Raw genomic sequence first — 17,537 nt, 5'->3', positions numbered from 1 at the left:
TTCGCCGTTCTTGCATGAGGAAGGCCCCCACCGACCGGTGGGGGCCTTCCTCATGCGCTTGGGTACGTCGCTCAGACCGTCCGGAACGCGAGCACCACGTTGTGGCCGCCGAAGCCGAACGAGTCGTTCAGCGCGGCGATCCGGCCCTCGACCGGCAGCTTGCGGGCCTCGCCGCGGACGATGTCCGCGTTGGCCTCGGCCTCCGGGTCGATGTTCTCGACGTTGATGGTCGGCGGCGCCACCCGGTGGTACAGGGCGAGCACGGTCGCCACGGACTCCACGCCGCCCGCGCCACCGAGGAGGTGACCGGTCATCGACTTGGTGCCGGAGACCGCCATGTGGTCGACGTCGTCGCCGAGGACCTTGCGCAGCGCCTTCAGCTCGGCGATGTCACCGGCCGGCGTCGAGGTGGCGTGCGCGTTGACGTGCACGATCTCGGCCGGGTTCAGGTCGGTGCGCTCCAGCAGGTTCTGCAGGGCGGCGGAGATGCCGCGGCCCTCCGGCTCCGGCTGCACGATGTCGTGGCTGTCGGCGGAGATGCCCTGACCGACCGCCTCCGCATAGACCCGGGCGCCGCGCGCGGCGGCGTGCTCGGCGGACTCCAGGACCAGGACGCCGGCGCCCTCGCCGAGGACGAAGCCGTCGCGCGCCGTGTCGAAGGGGCGCGAGGCACCCTGCGGGTCGTCGTTGTTCTTGGACATCGCCATCATGTTGCCGAACGCGGCGATCGGCAGCGGGTGGATCGCCGCCTCCGTGCCACCCGCGACGACGACGTCGGCGCGGCCGGTGCGGATCATCTCGATGGCGTAGCCGATGGCCTCGGCGCCCGACGCGCAGGCGGAGACCGGCGTGTGCACGCCCGCACGGGCGCCCACGGCCAGGCCCACGTTGGCCGAGGGGCCGTTCGGCATGAGCATGGGGACGGTGTGCGGGGAGACGCGGCGGACGCCCTTCTCCTTCAGCACGTCGTACTGGTCGAGCAGCGTGGTCACACCGCCGATGCCGGAGGCGATGACCGCGCCCAGCCGGTCGGGGTCGACGTGGGCCGCCCCGTCCTCGGCGGCGCCCTCGCCCGCCTTGCCGGAGTACCCGGCGTCCTTCCAGGCCTCCTGCGCCGCGATCAGCGCGAACTGCGCCGAGCGGTCCAGGCGGCGGGCCTGCGGCCGCGGGATGACCTCGGAGGGGTCCACGGCGACGGGCGCGGCGATGCGGACCGCCTGGTCGGCGGCCCACTCCTGCTCCAGGGGCTTGACGCCGGACTTGCCGGCGACCAGGCCCTCCCAGGTCGAGGCTGCGTCGCCACCCAGCGGTGTGGTTGCGCCGATACCGGTGACGACCACGGTGCGATTGGTCGAGCTCACGGGAATTCTTTCTCCAACGGGATACGGATTCGTACGGCGCCACCGCCGGGTGGCGGGGCAGTCGGCCCGGATCTGCCCGATACCCGGGGTATGCCCGAGTATCGGCGGATCAGCCCTGGTGGTCGAGGATGTACTTCGTCGCGTCGCCGACCGTCTTGAGGTTCTTGACGTCCTCGTCCGGGATCTTGACGTCGAAGCGCTCTTCGGCGGCGACGACGACCTCGACCATGGACAGGGAGTCGACGTCCAGGTCGTCGGTGAAGGACTTGTCCAGCTGGACGTCCTCAACCGGGATGCCGGCGATCTCGTTCACGATCTCCGCGAGACCGGCGACGATCTCTTCCTGAGTGGCGGCCATGATGGCGCTCCTTCGTTGTTGTCTCAGAGGGTGTGGCGGCCCGCCGCGTCGCGACGGGTGTTGCTGCTCTCCGTCCCGGACCGCGTGATCCGGCACGGAGTGCCTAGGGGAGGGTAACGACCGTCGCGGCGTAGACGAGACCCGCCCCGAAGCCGATGACGAGCGCCGTGTCCCCGCTCTTCGCGTCACCCGTCGCCAGAAGCCGCTCCATCGCGAGCGGAATCGAGGCGGCGGAGGTGTTGCCGGTGGTGCGGATGTCACGGGCGACCGTGACGTGCTCCGGCAGCTTCAGGGTCTTCACCATCGAGTCGATGATCCGCACGTTGGCCTGGTGCGGGATGAAGACGTCCAGGTCGTCCGGGCTGATCCCGGCCGCGTCCAGCGCCTGCTGAGCGACCTTCGCCATCTCGAACACGGCCCAGCGGAAGACCGCCTGGCCCTCCTGCGTGATCGCGGGGAACTTGACGTTGCCCTCGCGGTCGAGGGGCAGCTCGGAGACGTCGCCGATCCGGAAGCGGTCCCAGGAGACCGTCTGCTTGATCGTTTCGGCCTTGTCGCCCTCCGAACCCCACACGGTCGGGCCGATCGCCGGCTCCCGCGACGGGCCGACCACGACCGCGCCGGCGCCGTCGCCGAACAGGAAGGCCGTCGCCCGGTCCTCCAGGTCGGTCAGGTCGGACAGCCGCTCCACGCCGATGACCAGCACGTATTCGGCCGAGCCCTCGACGACCATGCCCTTGGCCAGCGTCAGCCCGTAGCCGAAGCCCGCGCAGCCCGCCGAGATGTCGAAGGCCGCGGCCTTGTCGGTGCCGAGCCGGTCGGCGATCTCGGTGGCGATGGCCGGGGTCTGGGCGAAGTGCGACACGGTCGAGACGACCACGGCGCCGATCCGGGACGCGTCGACCCCGGCGTCCGCGAGCGCCTTGCCGGACGCCTCCACGGACATCGCGGCGACGGTCTCCTCGGGGCCGGCCCAGTGCCGGGTCTCGATGCCGGAGCGCGAGCGGATCCACTCGTCGGACGAGTCGATCTTCTCGAGGATCACCTCGTTCGGCACCACGCGGGTCGGGCGGTATCCGCCGACGCCGAGGATGCGCGCGTACGGGGCGCCCTTGCTGGGCTTGATCTTCGACATGCTCTCGCGCTCCTTGTCAGGCCTGTGCGTGCTCGGCGACGAGCTCACGGGCCGCGTCGAGGTCGGCGGGGGACTTGAGGGCCAGCGTCTGCACGCCGGGCAGCGCCCGCTTGGCCAGCCCGGTCAGCGTGCCGCCCGGGCACACCTCGATCAGCGCGGTGACGCCGAGTTCCTTGAACGTCTCCATGCACCGGTCCCAGCGGACCGGGTTGGCCACCTGGCCGACCAGCCGCTCCAGGACCTCGGCGCCGGAGGCGACGGCCTGCCCGTCCTTGTTGGAGACGTACGTCACCTTCGGGTCGGCCGGCGTCAGCGCCTTCGCGGCCTCGGCGAGCTTGGCCACCGCGGGCGCCATGTGGTGCGTGTGGAACGCGCCGGCCACCTTCAGCGGGACGACCTTGCGGACGCCCTCGGGCTTGTCCTCGTTCAGCGCGGCCAGCTGCTCCATGGTGCCGGCGGCCACGATCTGACCGGCGCCGTTCACGTTCGCCGGGGTCAGGCCGAGCCGCTCCAGGTGCGCGACGCTCACCTCGGGGTCGCCCCCGAGCAGCGCCGACATGCCCGTCTCGGTGACGGCGGCGGCCTCGGCCATGGCCAGGCCCCGGCTGCGTACGAGGGTCAGCGCGGCGGTGTCGTCGAGGACGCCCGCGAAGGCGGCGGCGGTGATCTCGCCGACGCTGTGCCCCGCGACCACGCCGGGCCCGATCTCGGCGATGTCACCGAGTGCCGCGGCGGAGAGGATTCCGGCGGCGACCAGCAGCGGCTGGGCGACGGACGTGTCACGGATCTCGTCCGCGTCGGCCTTGGTGCCGAAGTGGGCGAGATCGAGTCCGATGGCGTCCGACCACGCGGCGACGCGGTCAGCGGCACCGGGAAGGGCGAGCCAGTCAGTCAGGAAGCCGGGCGTCTGGGCGCCCTGGCCGGGAGCGACGAGTACGAGCACTCTCACACTCTCTCTTGAGGACGGCCGCGACCGCCCGTGGGGACAGGGACGAAGAACAGGAGCGGGTTTTGTGGACCCTGCACAAAATCCTAGAGCTGCGGATCTCCGTCGGCCAGACGCCCCAGGATGAGCGCGATCCGCAGTGTGAACGCAGACCGTACATCAGAGGGTGACCATCCGGTGACGTCAGTCACACGTCGGAGCCGGTAGCGCACGGTGTTCGGGTGAACGAAGAGCATCCGGGCGGCGCCCTCCAGACTGCTCGCCTGTTCGAGATAGACGCTGAGCGTCTCCAGGAGAGCCGCCCCGGCCTCCTCCAGCGGTCTGTAGATCTCCTCCACCAACTGCTCACGCGCCGAGGGGTCGGAGGCGATCGCGCGCTCCGGCAGGAGGTCGTCGGCGAGCACCGGGCGCGGGGCGTCCTCCCAGGCGGTGCACGCCTTCAGTCCGGCCGCGGCGGCCTGCGCGGACCGGGTCGCGGCCAGCAGGTCGGGCACCACGGGCCCGGCGACGACCGGCCCCGGCGCATACGGCCCGATCAGCGACTTCGCCACCGCGAGCGGGTCGTTGCGGCCACCGGCGATGACGACCAGCCGGTCCCCGAGCACCCCCGTCAGTACTTGCAGCTTGGCGTGCCGGGCCGCCCGCCGGATGGCCTCCACGGTCAGTTCGGAGTCCCCGTCGGGCGCGGTGCCGAGGACGACGCACACATGCTCCGGCGAGTTCCACCCCAGCGCGGCCGCGCGCGAGACGGCGCCCTCGTCGGCCTCGCCGCTGAGCACGGCGTTCACCACCAGCGACTCCAGGCGCGCGTCCCAGGCACCGCGTGCCTCGGCGGCCTGCGCGTAGACCTGGGCGGTCGCGAAGGCGATCTCCCGGGCGTACACGAGCAGCGCCTCGCGCAGCACCGACTCGTCGCCGGGGGCCGCCACCTCGTCGATGGCGGACTCCATCACCTCGATGGTGGTCCGCACCATCTCCACGGTCTGCCGCAGCGTGATCGCCCGGGTCAGCTCGCGCGGCGCGGTGCCGAAGACGTCGGTCGAGATGGCCTGGGGCGCGTCCGGCCGCCGGAACCACTCGGTGAACGCCGCGATGCCGGCCTGGGCGACCAGCCCGATCCAGGAACGGTTCTCCGGAGGCATGGCCCGGTACCACGGCAGCGTCTCGTCCATGCGCGCGATGGCCTGCGCGGCGAGCGATCCGGAGGACTGTTCCAACCGCTTCAGCGTCGCGGTGTGCGGGTGGGCGGGCTGGGCGGGGGCGTCGGGCTTGCCGGTTTCGGGTTCGGGCACGTGGACAAGACTGCCTTATCGGGCCGGGCGGGTGTGCCGCAGGGCCGTGCTCGACCGTTCGGCCGCCCTCCGGACGGCACGGCGCCGGGTCTACCGTGAACGACGTGATGGACGTACGCCGCGCCGACGAGCGCTATCCGGGCGGTGACCCGGCAGCCGGGATCACCTCCCGCCACGCCTTCTCCTTCGGCCCCCACTACGATCCCGACAACCTCCGCTTCGGGGCCCTGCTGGCCTGCAACGAGGAGTGTCTCGCCCCCGGCGCGGGCTTCGACGAGCATCCGCACAGCCACACCGAGATCGTCACCTGGGTCGTGGAGGGCGAGCTGACCCACCGCGACAGCACCGGCCACGAGAGGGTGGTCCGCGCCGGTGACGTGCAACGCCTCAGCTCGGCGGGCGGCGTCCGCCATGTCGAGCGCAACGACGCCGCCGTCCCCCTCACCTTCGTCCAGATGTGGCTGGCCCCGCTGGACCCCGGCGGCGACCCCGCCTACGAGATCGTCCGGGGCATCGCCGACTCCACCCCGTACGCCGTCCCGGAGGCCGGCGCGATGCTCCACGTACGCCGCCTGTCACCGGGGGAGCGGACGGCGGTGCCGGACGGGGCGTACGTGTACGTGCACGTGGTGCGGGGCGAGGTGACGCTGGACGGGGAGGCACTGGGCGCGGGGGACGCGGCCCGCGTCACGGACGCCGAGGGCCTGGAGGCGGTGGCGGTGGGGCGGGCCGAGGTGCTGGTGTGGGAGATGGCGGCCCGCTGACGCGTCGGCCCGGCGGGACATGGGAGGACATGTCCCGCCGGGCCGACGGGCGCGCGAACGGCCCTGCCACCCTCTCGAAGACCGCGAGGGTGATCTCCGAACGAGAACGGCATCGTCCTCCATGCCCTCGGGGAGGTGTCCGCGCATCTCCTCCCGGCACAGCAGCGGGCCGTCGGAGAGAAGGATCGCCGCGCGGAGCCGGTCGGCCGTCTCGATGACGATCTGCCACACGTCACCGGCCTGCGGGCGGGTCACACAGATCAGGCCGCCGGATACGCTCACGTCGGCCTCGCTGCCGTCGGCGGCGCGAATCCAGACTCCGTCGCCCCGTCGATCACCCTCTCGGGCACGGCGGCGACGGGCGAGAGGACCGCCCGGACCGCGTCCAGGTCGAACGCGGACAACTCGCCGTCGGAGAACGCGTACAGGCCCAGGGAGTAGGCCACCTCAGCCGTGCGCCTCCGCGAGCACCGCGTCCGTGAACGGCGGCCACGCCTCGACCGCCCACGGGCCGAAGGCGCGGTCGGTGAGTGCCACGCAGGCCAGGCCCGCGTCCGGGTCGAGCCACAGGAAGGTGCCGGACTGGCCGAAGTGGCCGAAGGCGCGCCGGGAGGAGGCGGAGCCCGTCCAGTGCGGGGACTTGCCGTTGCGGATTTCGAAGCCGAGGCCCCAGTCGTTGGGGTTCTGGTGGCCGTAGCCCGGCAGGACGCCCTTCGTGCCCGGGTACTGGACCGTCATCGCCTCGGCGACCGTGCGCGGGTCCAGCAGGCGCGGTGCCTGCACCTCGGCGGCGAAGCGGAGCAGGTCCTCGACCGTGGACACGCCGTCCTTCGCCGGGGAGCCGTCGAGCGAGGTGTGCGCCATGCCCAGCGGTTCCAGCACCGCCTGCCGCGCGTACTCGGCGAACGGCATGTCCGCCGCCTTCGCGATGTGGTCGCCGAGTTGCTCGAAACCGGCGTTGGAGTACAGCCGGCGCTCCCCGGGCCGGGCGGTCACCCGGTGCTCGTCGAAGGCCAGGCCCGAGGTGTGCGCGAGCAGGTGACGGACCGTCGCCCCGGGGGGCCCGGCGGGCTCCTCCAGCTCGATCGCGCCCTCCTCGTACGCCACGAGGGCCGCGTACGCCGCGAGCGGCTTGGTGACCGACGCGAGCGGGAAGCGGTGCGCGGCCGGGCCGTGGGTGCCGAGGACGGTGCCGTCGGCGCGTACGACGCCCGCCGCGGCGGTGGGAACCGGCCAGTTCTCGATCGACGCGAGGCTGTTCAAGGACATGGCGTCGAGCCTAAGCGGCTCAGAGGTACAGCCGCATCGAGGGGGTCGTGTCGCGCGTGAAGCCCAGCGACGCGTACAGCGGCTCGGCGTCGGGGGAGGCCGTCAGCATGACGTGCCCGGCGCCGCGCTCGCGGAACCACTCCAGCAACTCGTCCATGCACGCCCGCGCGTATCCGCGACGCCGGGCGTCCGGGTCGGTGGCGACGCTGAAGACGTATCCGAGCAGCCCGCCCGGGCTGCGCGGCCCGCCGATCCGGTACTCCAGCGTACCCACCACCAGCGCCGCCAGCCCCTCGGGTCGCTCAGGGTGGTCGACCACGAACGCCGCGAAGCTCCCGTCCGGATCGGCCAGCCTCTCCCGCAGGCCGGGCAGCGACCCCGCCTGCCAGTCCGTGGGGGCGTCGGGGGTCACTGAGGCGATCATCACCTGTCGGAGGCGGAGCACTTCCTCCGCGTCCTCGGGCTCGGCACGGCGTACGAGACTCATGCCCGGCACGGTAGTGAGCGGCGGGGCCGTGTGTCCCGCGCATTTCTCACTGGTGGCGCTTGCCTGGAGTGCACTCCAAGGTCATAGCGTTGAGGTCATGACGGTGATGCAGACCACGGCCGAGACGCTCGCGCCGAACGCCACCAGCAACGCCACGAGAACCGACATCTGCTCCGCCCCGCCCCGGCGCCACCCGCGCCCCGACGGGCAGGACCGCTACACGATCAGCGAGGTCGTCGCCTTCACCGGGCTGACGGCCCACACGCTGCGCTGGTACGAGCGGATCGGGCTGATGTCCCACATCGACCGCTCGCACACCGGGCAGCGCCGCTACAGCAACCGCGACCTGGACTGGCTCGACTTCGTCGGCAAACTGCGCCTGACCGGCATGCCGGTCGCCGACATGGTCCGGTACGCGGAGCTGGTGCGGGAGGGCGAGAGCACCTACCTCGACCGGCGGGAACTGCTGGAGTCCACCCGCCGCGACGTGCTCACGCGGATCGCCGAGCTGCAGGACACCCTCGCCGTACTCGACCGGAAGATCAGCTTCTACGGCGACGCCGGTCGCACTCGTGAAGAGGAGAGGAACCGATGACCGACAGCAGGATCCCGACCGCGCGACTCGGCGCGGGCGGCCCGGAGGTGGGCGTCCAGGGCCTCGGCTGCATGGGCATGAGCTTCGCCTACGGACCGACGGACGCCGACGCCTCGCGGGCGACCCTGGAGCGGGCGCTGGAGCTGGGCGTCACGCTGTACGACACCGCCGACGCCTACGGCGCGGGCGAGAACGAGCGGTTCCTCTCGCCCTTCTTCAGGGCCCACCGCGACGAGGTCGTCGTCGCGACCAAGTTCGCCCTGTCCATCCCGCCGGACGACCCGACCCGGCGGATCATCCGCAACGACGCGCCGTACGTCCGCGAGGCCGTCGAGGCGAGCCTGCGCCGCCTGGACCTCGACGTGATCGACCTCTACTACATGCACCGGCGCGACGTGAACGTGCCGATCGAGGAGACCGTCGGCGTCATGGCCGACCTGGTGCGCGAGGGCAAGGTCAAGCAGCTCGGGCTGAGCGAGGTGACGGGGGACGAGCTGCGGGCCGCGCAGGCGGTGCATCCGATCGCCGCCGTGCAGTCGGAGTGGTCGCTGTTCAGCCGGGACATCGAGGCGGGCGTCGTGCCGGCCGCCCGCGAACTGGACGTGGCCCTCGTCCCGTACTCCCCGCTCGGCCGGGGCTTTTTGACCGGTTCCTTCGCCAACGCCGAACAGGACCTCACCGACGACGACTTCCGCCGTCAGCGGCCCCGCTTCACCGGCGACAACGCGGCGGCCAACGCGGCCCTCCTCGCCCCGGTCCGCGCCCTCGCGGAGGCCCACGACGCCACCCCGGGCCAGATCGCCCTGGCCTGGGTCCACCAGCGCGCCCAGGTCCACGGCCTGCCGGTGATCCCGATCCCGGGCACCCGGAAGCCGACGCGGGTGGCGGAGAACACGGGGGCGACGCGGATCGTCCTGACGCAGGACGAGCTGTCCCTGCTGGAGCCCATCGCGGAGAAGGTCGCGGGCGACCGGTACGCGGACATGACGTTCACTTCTGCCGGGCGGGAGTAGAGACACCCAGGGGCGCGGGGAACTGCGCGAGCAGCCACGGACGACCCGCACCCGAAGACGAAACGGAACCCGGCGGACACTAAAGCTCCGCCAGCAACTCCGCCTTCTTCGAGGAGAACTCCTCGTCCGTCACCAGCCCCTGCTGGTGCAGCTCGCCCAGGTGCCGTATCCGCTCGGCGATGTCCGCCGGGTCACGCCGGGGCGCTGGCACCGTAACCGGCACCGGGGTGCTCGCGCTCCGCTCCCGTACCGCCGCCAGCACCGCCGCCGCGAACGGCAGTGACTCGTGCACGGGCCCGTACCCGAGCCCGAACACGACCGCCGCGGGGTCCTGGTCGGCCTGGAGGACGGCAGGGGCGGCCGACGGGTCGGCGTCGCGCGGGAGCAGCCGCAGATACCCCTCGAACATCTCGGGGGAGCGCCACTCCACCCCGCCCAGGCCGGCGACCGGGAAGCTCTGGTCGCCGGCCTTCCACTTCGCCGAGGACGCGCCCGTCCAGGACCAGCGGAAGGACACCGCCTCCCCGTCGAAGGACGCCTTTCCGTCGTACGCCTTGAAGTGCAGGGGTGCCTCGGGCGGGGCCACCAGATAGCGCTCGGTCTTGCCGGACTCGGTCAGCAGCGCCGTCAGCTCGTCGGCGTAGTACTCGGCGAGCGTCGCCCGTTCGGCGGGCAGCACCAGCCGGTAGGGATCGCCGCCTTCCTTCAGCTGTCCGGCCGCCGCCTCGATCAGCGGATCGGCGCCCGCGCGCGGTTCGGCGCGCAGCACGACGGTGCCGCGCCTGCCGGGCGTGAGCGTCACGCCCTCGATCGCCTCCAGGGGCACGCGGCGTTCCCCCAGGGCCTGGAAGAGCTTGGGTGTTCGAATCCCCCGTTCGTAACGGATGAGCACGGAGTCGGACTCGAACTCCCAGGCGGCGTGAAATCCGGCCAGTACGTCACCCATGCGGCTCATCGTATGCGGCACGAGCCCCTCCGTCCCCTCCCCGTGCAAACCGGAGTTTCTACGCCTCTACGCGCGTCCGGCCGCCGTCGCGACGGACAAATCCGCCCGGCATGTGTCGTCCTCGCCGGCGCAGACGACCGTGCGGTACGCGCCAACGCCGATCCCCGCGAAGTTCCGCACGCTGTCCGTGCCGGGGACGAAGTAGCCGCTGTGCCCCCGGGCGTCCCGCGCGGACAGCACCCGTGCCCCGAAGGCCGCGGAGACCGGGTCGGCGCCGTGTCCGAGGCCGCCGACCTCCAGGTACGGCACGTCCTGGATCCAGTCGTCGGCGTCCCGCATCGCCCATACGCGGGCGGAGGTGTCGAGGTGGGAGGCGTTCTCGGCACGCATGCCGGGGCTGCCGGCGACCGCTATGTCGGTCACCCGGCCGGGCAGCGTGTCGGCGGCCAGGCCGCACACCACCGAGCCGTAGCTGTGGCAGAAGAGGGAGACGGGGGCCTGGCCGGGCAGCGCCCGCAGCAGCGCGTTCAGCCGTACGGCCCCGTGCTCGGCCCGGTTCGCCGTGGCCGCCTCCATGCCGAGGCCGCCGGGGGAGGTGTAGTCGGCCCAGGCGATGACGGCCGTGCCGGTGCCGGGGCGGGCCGCGCGCTCGGCCGCGTACAGCGACTCGGCCATGCCGACGGGCGCCGAGTACTTCTTGCGGTCGGTGCGCTGGAAGGTCAGCAGTTCGGTGTCCACACCGGGCACGACGACGGACACCCGGTCGGCGCGGTTCAGGTTGCCGAAGACCTCGGCGACCCTGCCCGAGCCCGCCGGGTCGAAGGCGAGGATGTGCCGGCCGGGGGCGAGCAGCGACTCGTAGTTGCGCATCCGCCGGGCCGCCTCGCGCTGCCCGGTCGGGGACAGGCGCTTGTCGTGCATGCGCGCGCGCTCCACCGACCGGGCCTGCCGCAGCGCGGAGCGGTTGGCGACGTAGCGCAACTGGACGGGGGCGCCGTTCATGTTGCCGACGGCCAGCGGATACCGGTGGGCCAGGCTCGTGCGCTGCCATGCGGTGAGCGAGGCGAAGAAGCGGGCCAGCCGGGCGGGCGTCGCCTGTGCGTCGGGCAGTCGCCGTCCGTCGATCCGGCCCTGCTCCCACGCCGAGACCGACGCTTCGAGGGCCGTCGGGCCCCGCTGGTCGCGCAGGGCGGTCCAGCCGGTGGTCGCCAGCATCACGAACACCACGGCCAGGGCGAGCAGGACGCGCCAGACGTTGAGCTGCGGGGAGGTGCCGAAGGAAGTCACTGGGAGGACACACTAGGAGAACGGGCCGTTCTCGCGGGAATCCAGTGACACGGATCACGTTTCGGCGCGGCGCCAGCTCCCGGCGAGCGCGGGCGTCACCTGGTCGAGGTAAGCGGCCGTCAGGTCCCGCAGGGCCGCGAGGCCGGCGTCGTCGCGCGCCGACCAGATCCGCTCGGTGACCCGCATCACGGCGCCGAAGACGGCCACGACCACCCGGGGGCGCGGGTCCCGGTCGATGTCCAGGCCCTCGCGGCCGGCGATCACGCGGGCGATCTCCTCCTCGAGCTCCGTCGCGCGGCGCAGATGGGCGGCGAGCAGCGCGGGCGTCGACTCGATCACCCGGTAGAAGCGCATGTGCAGCTCGAGCGGGACGAGTTGCTCGACGGCCTCGCCGATGGTGCTCCAGCTCTCCGCCAGGGCCAGCCGCAGCGCGTCCAGGGGCGCCTCCTCGGGCGGACGTGCGTGCACGGCGTCGACGAAGCGGGACTCCGCCAGCCGCGACACGAAGAACGCCGCGTCCTCCTTGGAGGCGAAGTAGCGGAAGAAGGTGCGCTGGGAGACGTCGGCGGCCTCGGCGATGTCGTCGACGGTCGTCTCCTCGTAACCGTGCTCGGTGAACAGTTCGAGGGCGGAGCGCAGCAGCAGGTCCCGGGTGCGCTGTTTCTTGAGTTCGCGCAGGCCAGGGCGGGAGGCCGTGTGTGCGGTCTCCGGCGGCGCCGACGTGCCGGCCACCTTCAAAAGTCGTCTCCTTCGTACGGTTTCCCCAGTTCAGGCTATATGGGGGAGGTCTTGTCAGTTACTGACTCGTGAATTGGTTTGTCAACTGTCAGCGGCTGTCATTAGCCTCGGCGGTATGACTAGTCAGACCACCATCGACAAACCTGAACCGGGTGACGGCAGCCCGGCGGGCTCGGCGCCCGCCAAGGGATGGCGCGGCCATCCGTGGGTCACTCTCGTCACTGTCGCGGTCGGGGTCATGATGGTGGCCCTGGACGGCACCATCGTGGCGATCGCCAACCCAGCCATCCAGGACGACCTGGACGCCAGCCTCGCGGACGTCCAGTGGATCACCAACGCCTACTTCCTCGCCCTCGCGGTCGCCCTGATCACCGCGGGCAAGCTCGGTGACCGCTTCGGCCACCGGCAGACCTTCCTCATCGGCGTGGCGGGCTTCGCGGCCTCCTCCGGTGCCATCGGGCTGTCCGGCAGCATCGCCGCGGTCATCGTCTTCCGCGTCTTCCAGGGCCTGTTCGGCGCGCTGCTGATGCCGGCCGCGCTCGGCCTGCTGCGGGCCACCTTCCCGGCCGAGAAGCTCAACATGGCCATCGGCATCTGGGGCATGGTCATCGGCGCCTCCACCGCGGGCGGTCCGATCCTCGGCGGCGTGCTGGTCGAGCACGTCAACTGGCAGTCCGTGTTCTTCATCAACGTGCCGGTGGGCATCGTCGCCGTCGTGCTCGGCGTCATGATCCTGCTGGACCACCGGGCCGAGAACGCGCCGCGCTCCTTCGACGTCGTGGGCATCGTGCTGCTGTCGGCCTCGATGTTCGCCCTGGTCTGGGCGCTGATCAAGGCTCCCGAGTGGGGCTGGGGCTCCGGTCAGACCTGGCTGTTCATCGGCGGTTCCGTGGTGGGCTTCGTCCTGTTCTCCGTCTGGGAGACCAAGGTCAAGGAGCCGCTGATCCCGCTGGCGATGTTCCGCTCGGTGCCGCTGTCGGCCGGTGTGGTCCTGATGGTCCTGATGGCCTTCGCCTTCCTGGGCGGCCTGTTCTTCGTCACCTTCTACCTGCAGAACGTCCACGGCATGAGCCCGGTCGACGCCGGTCTGCACCTGCTGCCGCTCACCGGCATGATGATCGTCGCCTCGCCGCTGGCCGGCGCGATGATCACCAAGGTCGGCCCGCGCATCCCGCTGGCCGGCGGCATGGTGTGCACCGCGGTCGCCATGTTCGGCATCTCGACGCTGGAGACGGACACCGGCAGTGGCCTCATGTCGCTCTGGTTCGCCCTGCTGGGCCTCGGCCTCGCGCCCGTCATGGTCGGCGCCACCGAGGTCATCGTCGGCAACGCCCCGATGGAGCTTTCGGGTGTGGCCGGCGGGCTCCAGCAGGCGGCGATGCAGATCGGCGGCAGCCTCGGCACGGCCGTGCTGGGCGCCGTGATGGCCTCCAAGGTCGACAACGACCTGGCCGGCAACTGGGCGGACGCGGGACTCCCCGAGCTGACGCCGGAACAGGCGCACCAGGCCTCCGAGGCGGTCCGGGTCGGTGTCCCGCCGGTGGCGCCGGGCACCCCCGCCGAGGTCGCCGGGAAGATCACGGACGTCGCCCACGACACCTTCATCTCCGGCATGAGCCTCGCCTCGCTCGTCGCCGCCGGGGTCGCGGTCGTGGCCGTGTTCGTCGCCTTCCTCACCAAGCGCGGAGAGAACGCGGAGGCGGGCGCGGGCGTCGGCCACATCTGACCCTTGCCCGCCGGGTTCTCACTCCGGTCCTGTCACCCGGTTCGTCCATCGGGGTGACAGGGTCCGCGAACCCTCCCCTGCGCCGGGCGCCGCAGGTCACAGTGGGTCACGTCCTCCGCAGGGCACGGAGGGCGTGAGGCTGCGGCGCGCTGCCGGAGGGGGGCGGCGCGCAGGCAGCACGCTCGCAGCCGGCCCGAATCGCCGTGAAGCACGCATGACAGGCCGCACGGGGGTACCCGAACCTCACGAGAAGTTCAGGGAATGGTCGGTGGCGTCGACGGCGAGCTTCGGACGGGGATCGCGCAGACACCCCCGCTCACGTGGCCGGACGTGGTCACGATGGGGGTCCCCCGAGGCGTTCAGCACTGGGGGAGGGCCGGAGCGCGCGGCGCTCGCGGGGCTCGACCCAGCACCGTTTCCGGCCGCGACGCGGCGTCACCCGTCGCCCGGGTGTTCCCACTCCCGCCCGTGACGGGTGGGGGAGAGCCGCGTCGGCCGCCGGCCGCCCTACGCGTCCCCGCCGGCCGCCCCCGGGTCCGCCGCCGTCACGTCGAGGAGCCGGTACCGGTCGATCGCCTGCTTCAGCACCGACCGGTCGACCTTGCCCTCCCGCGCCAGCTCGCTCAGCACGCCCACCACGACCGACTCGGCGTCGATGTGGAAGAACCGCCGCGCCGCCCCGCGCGTGTCCGCGAAGCCGAACCCGTCCGCGCCCAGTGACTGGTACGTCCCCGGCACCCACCGCGCGATCTGGTCCGGCACCGACCGCATCCAGTCGGACACCGCCACGAACGGCCCCTGCGCACCCGCCAGCTTCCGCGTCACGTACGGCACCCGCTGCTCCTCCTCGGGGTGCAGCAGGTTGTGCTCCTCGCAGGCCACCGCCTCGCGCCGCAGCTCGTTCCACGACGTCGCCGACCAGACGTCGGCCCGCACGTTCCACTCCTCGGCGAGGATGCGCTGCGCCTCCACGGCCCACGGCACCGCGACGCCGGACGCCATGATCTGCGCCGGGATCGAACCGCCCGTGCCCTCGCTGAAGCGGTAGACGCCCTTGAGGATGCCCTCGACGTCCACGTTCTCGGGCTCGGCCGGGTGCCGGATGGGCTCGTTGTAGACGGTGAGGTAGTAGAAGACGTCCTCGCCGTGCGGATGCTGCTCGTCCCCGCCGTACATCCGGCGCAGCCCGTCCTTGACGATGTGCGCGATCTCGAACCCGAAGGCGGGGTCGTACGCGACGCACGCCGGGTTGGTGGAGGCGAGCAGCTGCGAGTGCCCGTCCGCGTGCTGGAGTCCCTCGCCGGTCAGGGTCGTACGGCCCGCGGTCGCCCCCAGGACGAAACCGCGCGCCAACTGGTCGCCCATCTGCCAGAACTGGTCGCCGGTGCGCTGGAAACCGAACATCGAGTAGAAGACGTAGACCGGGATGAGCGGCTCGCCGTGGGTGGCGTACGCCGAGCCGGCCGCGATCAGCGAGGCCGTGCAGCCCGCTTCCGAGATGCCGTCGTGCAGCATCTGCCCGTTCGGCGCCTCCTTGTAGGCGAGCAGCAGCTCGCGGTCCACGGACTCGTACTGCTGGCCGAGCGGGTTGTAGATCTTCGCACTCGGGAAGAAGGAGTCCATGCCGAACGTGCGGTACTCGTCCGGCGCGATCAGCACGAACCGCTTGCCGATCTCCTTGTCCCGCATGAGGTCCTTGAGTAGGCGCACAAAGGCCATCGTCGTCGCGATGGACTGCTGGCCGGACCCCTTCTTCACGGTCGCGTACGTCTTGTCGTCCGGCAGCGCGAGCGGCTTCGACCGCACGACCCGGGTCGGCACGTAGCCGCCGCAGCCCAGGCGCCGGTCGTGCATGTACTGCATCTCCTCGGTGTCCCGGCCCGGGTGGTAGTACGGCGGCGGGCCGGACTCCAGTTCCTTGTCGGAGATCGGCAGGTGCAGCCGGTCGCGGAAGCGCTTGAGGTCGTCGACCGTCAGCTTCTTCATCTGGTGCGTGGCGTTGCGGCCCTCGAAGTTGGGGCCGAGCGTCCAGCCCTTGATCGTCTTGGCCAGGATGACCGTCGGCTGGCCCTTGTGCTCCAGCGCCGCCTTGTACGCCGCGTAGATCTTGCGGTGGTCGTGGCCGCCGCGGCCCAGGTGCAGGATCTGCTGGTCGGTCATGTTCTCGACCATCGCGCGCAGCCGGTGGTCGTCGCCGAAGAAGTGCTCGCGGATGTAGGCGCCGGACTCGGTGGCGTACGTCTGGAACTGGCCGTCCGGGGTGGTGTTCATGCGGTTGACCAGCACGCCGTCGCGGTCCTGGGCCAGCAGCGGGTCCCAGGTGCGGTCCCAGATCAGCTTGATCACGTTCCAGCCGGCGCCCCGGAAGATCGACTCCAGCTCCTGGATGATCTTGCCGTTGCCGCGCACCGGACCGTCCAGGCGCTGGAGGTTGCAGTTGACCACGAAGGTCAGGTTGTCCAGGCCCTCACGGGCGGCGATGGACAACTGGCCCAGGGACTCCGGCTCGTCCATCTCGCCGTCGCCGAGGAAGGCCCACACGTGCGACTTCGAGGTGTCCGCGATCCCGCGCGCGTGCATGTAGCGGTTCATCCGCGCCTGGAAGATCGCGCCGATCGGACCGAGGCCCATGGAGACCGTCGGGAACTCCCAGAAGTCCGGCATCGACCGCGGATGCGGGTACGAGGACAGCATGTACGGCGCCTTGGACTTCTCCTGGCGGAAGCCGTCCAGATGCTGCTCGCTCAGCCGGTCCAGCAGGTACGCGCGCGCATAGATGCCGGGAGAGGCGTGCCCCTGGAAGAAGACCTGGTCGCCGCCGTCGCCCTCGTCCTTGCCCCGGAAGAAGTGGTTGAAGCCCACGTCGTACAGGGAGGCGGAGGAGGCGAAGGTCGCGATGTGGCCGCCGACGCCGATACCGGGCCGCTGCGCGCGCGAGACCATCACCGCCGCGTTCCAGCGGGTGGCGTTGAGGATCTTGCGTTCGATCTCCTCGTTGCCGGGGAAGAACGGCTCGCTCTTGGTCGGGATGGTGTTGACGTAGTCCGTGCTGCGCATCTCGGGCACGGCCACGCGCTTCTCGCGGGCCCGCTCGATCAGCCGCAGCATCAGGTAACGGGCCCGCTCCCGGCCGCGTTCGTCGACTGCGGCGTCGAGGGAGTCGAGCCACTCCTGGGTTTCCTCGGGATCGAAGTCAGGAACCTGACTCGGAAGGCCGCCAATGATGATCGGACTGCGATCACTGCGATCGGATGCGGAAGCCACGCTGTTCCTTCGCTGTCAGAGGGCCGATTTCCGGGTTTCTCCCCGGGTTGCTTCCCGGTTCCTCCCCGGGTGTCTGCGCCGATTCCCCCGCTGGTTCCCCATCGTCTACCTCGCGGGGGCGATCGTCATCTGTACCGTGGGGTAACCGGTCTTCCCGTGAGGATCGGGGGCACGTTCATTCGAGTCTCGTACCCACACATGGTTCCCAAATACGCAAACGGGGCAGATAGGTGTGGTGTACGTCACCTTCGGGCTGGACGGCATGGCTGGAGTTGCGGCGACACGGCCGGGATCGTCACCGTTTCGGCGGTCCCAGACGCCGGGTACTTGCGCGATCCGTCCCGCCCGTGTGGACT

The 17,537-nt window shown here is 71.4% G+C and carries 16 protein-coding genes; 4 read left to right on the top strand and 12 right to left on the bottom strand.

The annotated features are described in order from the left end of the window. Window positions 1–71: 71 nt before the first annotated feature. The 5 genes from AB0P07_RS19915 to fasR form a co-directional block, all read right to left on the bottom strand. On the bottom strand, window positions 72–1,361 hold the full coding sequence (locus AB0P07_RS19915; protein WP_102930821.1) for a beta-ketoacyl-[acyl-carrier-protein] synthase family protein: 1,290 nt from the start codon (window positions 1,359–1,361) through the stop codon (window positions 72–74). Window positions 1,362–1,470: 109 nt separating this feature from the next. Continuing rightward, the gene (locus AB0P07_RS19910) at window positions 1,471–1,719 is read right to left on the bottom strand and encodes an acyl carrier protein (protein WP_362340400.1); all 249 of its coding nucleotides are present in this window, start codon (window positions 1,717–1,719) and stop codon (window positions 1,471–1,473) included. Between the two features lie 103 nt (window positions 1,720–1,822). After that, the gene (locus AB0P07_RS19905) at window positions 1,823–2,854 is read right to left on the bottom strand and encodes a ketoacyl-ACP synthase III (RefSeq protein ID WP_365552298.1); all 1,032 of its coding nucleotides are present in this window, start codon (window positions 2,852–2,854) and stop codon (window positions 1,823–1,825) included. Between the two features lie 16 nt (window positions 2,855–2,870). After that, a complete protein-coding gene (locus AB0P07_RS19900) occupies window positions 2,871–3,797 on the bottom strand; it encodes an ACP S-malonyltransferase (protein ID WP_365552296.1) in 927 nt (308 codons plus the stop codon). Window positions 3,798–3,886: 89 nt separating this feature from the next. Continuing rightward, window positions 3,887–5,092 (bottom strand): fatty acid biosynthesis transcriptional regulator FasR, encoded by a 1,206-nt coding sequence (fasR, locus tag AB0P07_RS19895; protein ID WP_365552294.1) that lies wholly within the window; start codon window positions 5,090–5,092, stop codon window positions 3,887–3,889. 107 nt (window positions 5,093–5,199) lie between these two features. Here fasR and AB0P07_RS19890 point away from each other — a divergent pair, with 107 nt between their 5' ends. Continuing rightward, a complete protein-coding gene (locus AB0P07_RS19890; protein ID WP_365552477.1) occupies window positions 5,200–5,856 on the top strand; it encodes a pirin family protein in 657 nt (218 codons plus the stop codon). Between the two features lie 278 nt (window positions 5,857–6,134). Here the strand turns inward: AB0P07_RS19890 and AB0P07_RS19885 are convergent, their stop codons facing one another. The 3 genes from AB0P07_RS19885 to AB0P07_RS19875 are packed head-to-tail and all read right to left on the bottom strand — an operon-like array spanning window position 6,135 to window position 7,612. Next, window positions 6,135–6,302 (bottom strand): hypothetical protein, encoded by a 168-nt coding sequence (locus AB0P07_RS19885; RefSeq protein ID WP_365552292.1) that lies wholly within the window; start codon window positions 6,300–6,302, stop codon window positions 6,135–6,137. 1 nt (window position 6,303) lies between these two features. After that, window positions 6,304–7,125 carry a serine hydrolase domain-containing protein gene (locus AB0P07_RS19880; RefSeq protein WP_365552290.1) on the bottom strand — a complete coding sequence of 274 codons (822 nt, stop codon included), beginning with the start codon at window positions 7,123–7,125 and terminating at the stop codon, window positions 6,304–6,306. A 19-nt stretch (window positions 7,126–7,144) separates the two neighbouring features. Next, window positions 7,145–7,612 (bottom strand): GNAT family N-acetyltransferase, encoded by a 468-nt coding sequence (locus tag AB0P07_RS19875; RefSeq protein WP_365552288.1) that lies wholly within the window; start codon window positions 7,610–7,612, stop codon window positions 7,145–7,147. Window positions 7,613–7,709: 97 nt separating this feature from the next. Here AB0P07_RS19875 and AB0P07_RS19870 point away from each other — a divergent pair, with 97 nt between their 5' ends. Both AB0P07_RS19870 and AB0P07_RS19865 read left to right on the top strand, forming a co-directional pair. Further along, a complete protein-coding gene (locus AB0P07_RS19870; protein WP_365552286.1) occupies window positions 7,710–8,207 on the top strand; it encodes a MerR family transcriptional regulator in 498 nt (165 codons plus the stop codon). Beyond that, window positions 8,204–9,220 (top strand): aldo/keto reductase, encoded by a 1,017-nt coding sequence (locus tag AB0P07_RS19865; protein WP_365552284.1) that lies wholly within the window; start codon window positions 8,204–8,206, stop codon window positions 9,218–9,220. The genes AB0P07_RS19870 and AB0P07_RS19865 overlap by 4 nt, the downstream gene beginning before the upstream one ends. A 79-nt stretch (window positions 9,221–9,299) precedes the next feature. Here AB0P07_RS19865 and AB0P07_RS19860 read toward each other — a convergent pair whose 3' ends face one another. The 3 genes from AB0P07_RS19860 to AB0P07_RS19850 form a co-directional block, all read right to left on the bottom strand. Further along, on the bottom strand, window positions 9,300–10,166 hold the full coding sequence (locus AB0P07_RS19860; RefSeq protein ID WP_365552282.1) for a DUF4429 domain-containing protein: 867 nt from the start codon (window positions 10,164–10,166) through the stop codon (window positions 9,300–9,302). Between the two features lie 66 nt (window positions 10,167–10,232). Continuing rightward, entirely contained in the window at window positions 10,233–11,453 is a 1,221-nt protein-coding gene (locus tag AB0P07_RS19855; protein ID WP_365552280.1) for an alpha/beta hydrolase family protein, read from the bottom strand. 54 nt (window positions 11,454–11,507) lie between these two features. After that, entirely contained in the window at window positions 11,508–12,191 is a 684-nt protein-coding gene (locus AB0P07_RS19850) for a TetR family transcriptional regulator (protein WP_365552278.1), read from the bottom strand. A 115-nt stretch (window positions 12,192–12,306) separates the two neighbouring features. Between AB0P07_RS19850 and AB0P07_RS19845 the strand changes: the two genes are divergently transcribed. Then, on the top strand, window positions 12,307–13,917 hold the full coding sequence (locus AB0P07_RS19845) for an MFS transporter (RefSeq protein WP_365552277.1): 1,611 nt from the start codon (window positions 12,307–12,309) through the stop codon (window positions 13,915–13,917). A 507-nt stretch (window positions 13,918–14,424) separates the two neighbouring features. Here the strand turns inward: AB0P07_RS19845 and aceE are convergent. Further along, complete coding sequence (gene aceE, locus AB0P07_RS19840) at window positions 14,425–17,181, bottom strand: pyruvate dehydrogenase (acetyl-transferring), homodimeric type (protein WP_365552275.1); 2,757 nt, start codon at window positions 17,179–17,181, stop codon at window positions 14,425–14,427. Between the last annotated feature and the right edge of the window lie 356 nt (window positions 17,182–17,537).

This window comes from Streptomyces sp. NPDC085944, assembly GCF_040686295.1.
Taxonomy (GTDB): domain Bacteria; phylum Actinomycetota; class Actinomycetes; order Streptomycetales; family Streptomycetaceae; genus Streptomyces; species Streptomyces salinarius.
The sequence above is the reverse complement of the archived record's forward strand: the minus strand, read 5'-3'. Positions and strand labels throughout refer to the sequence as shown.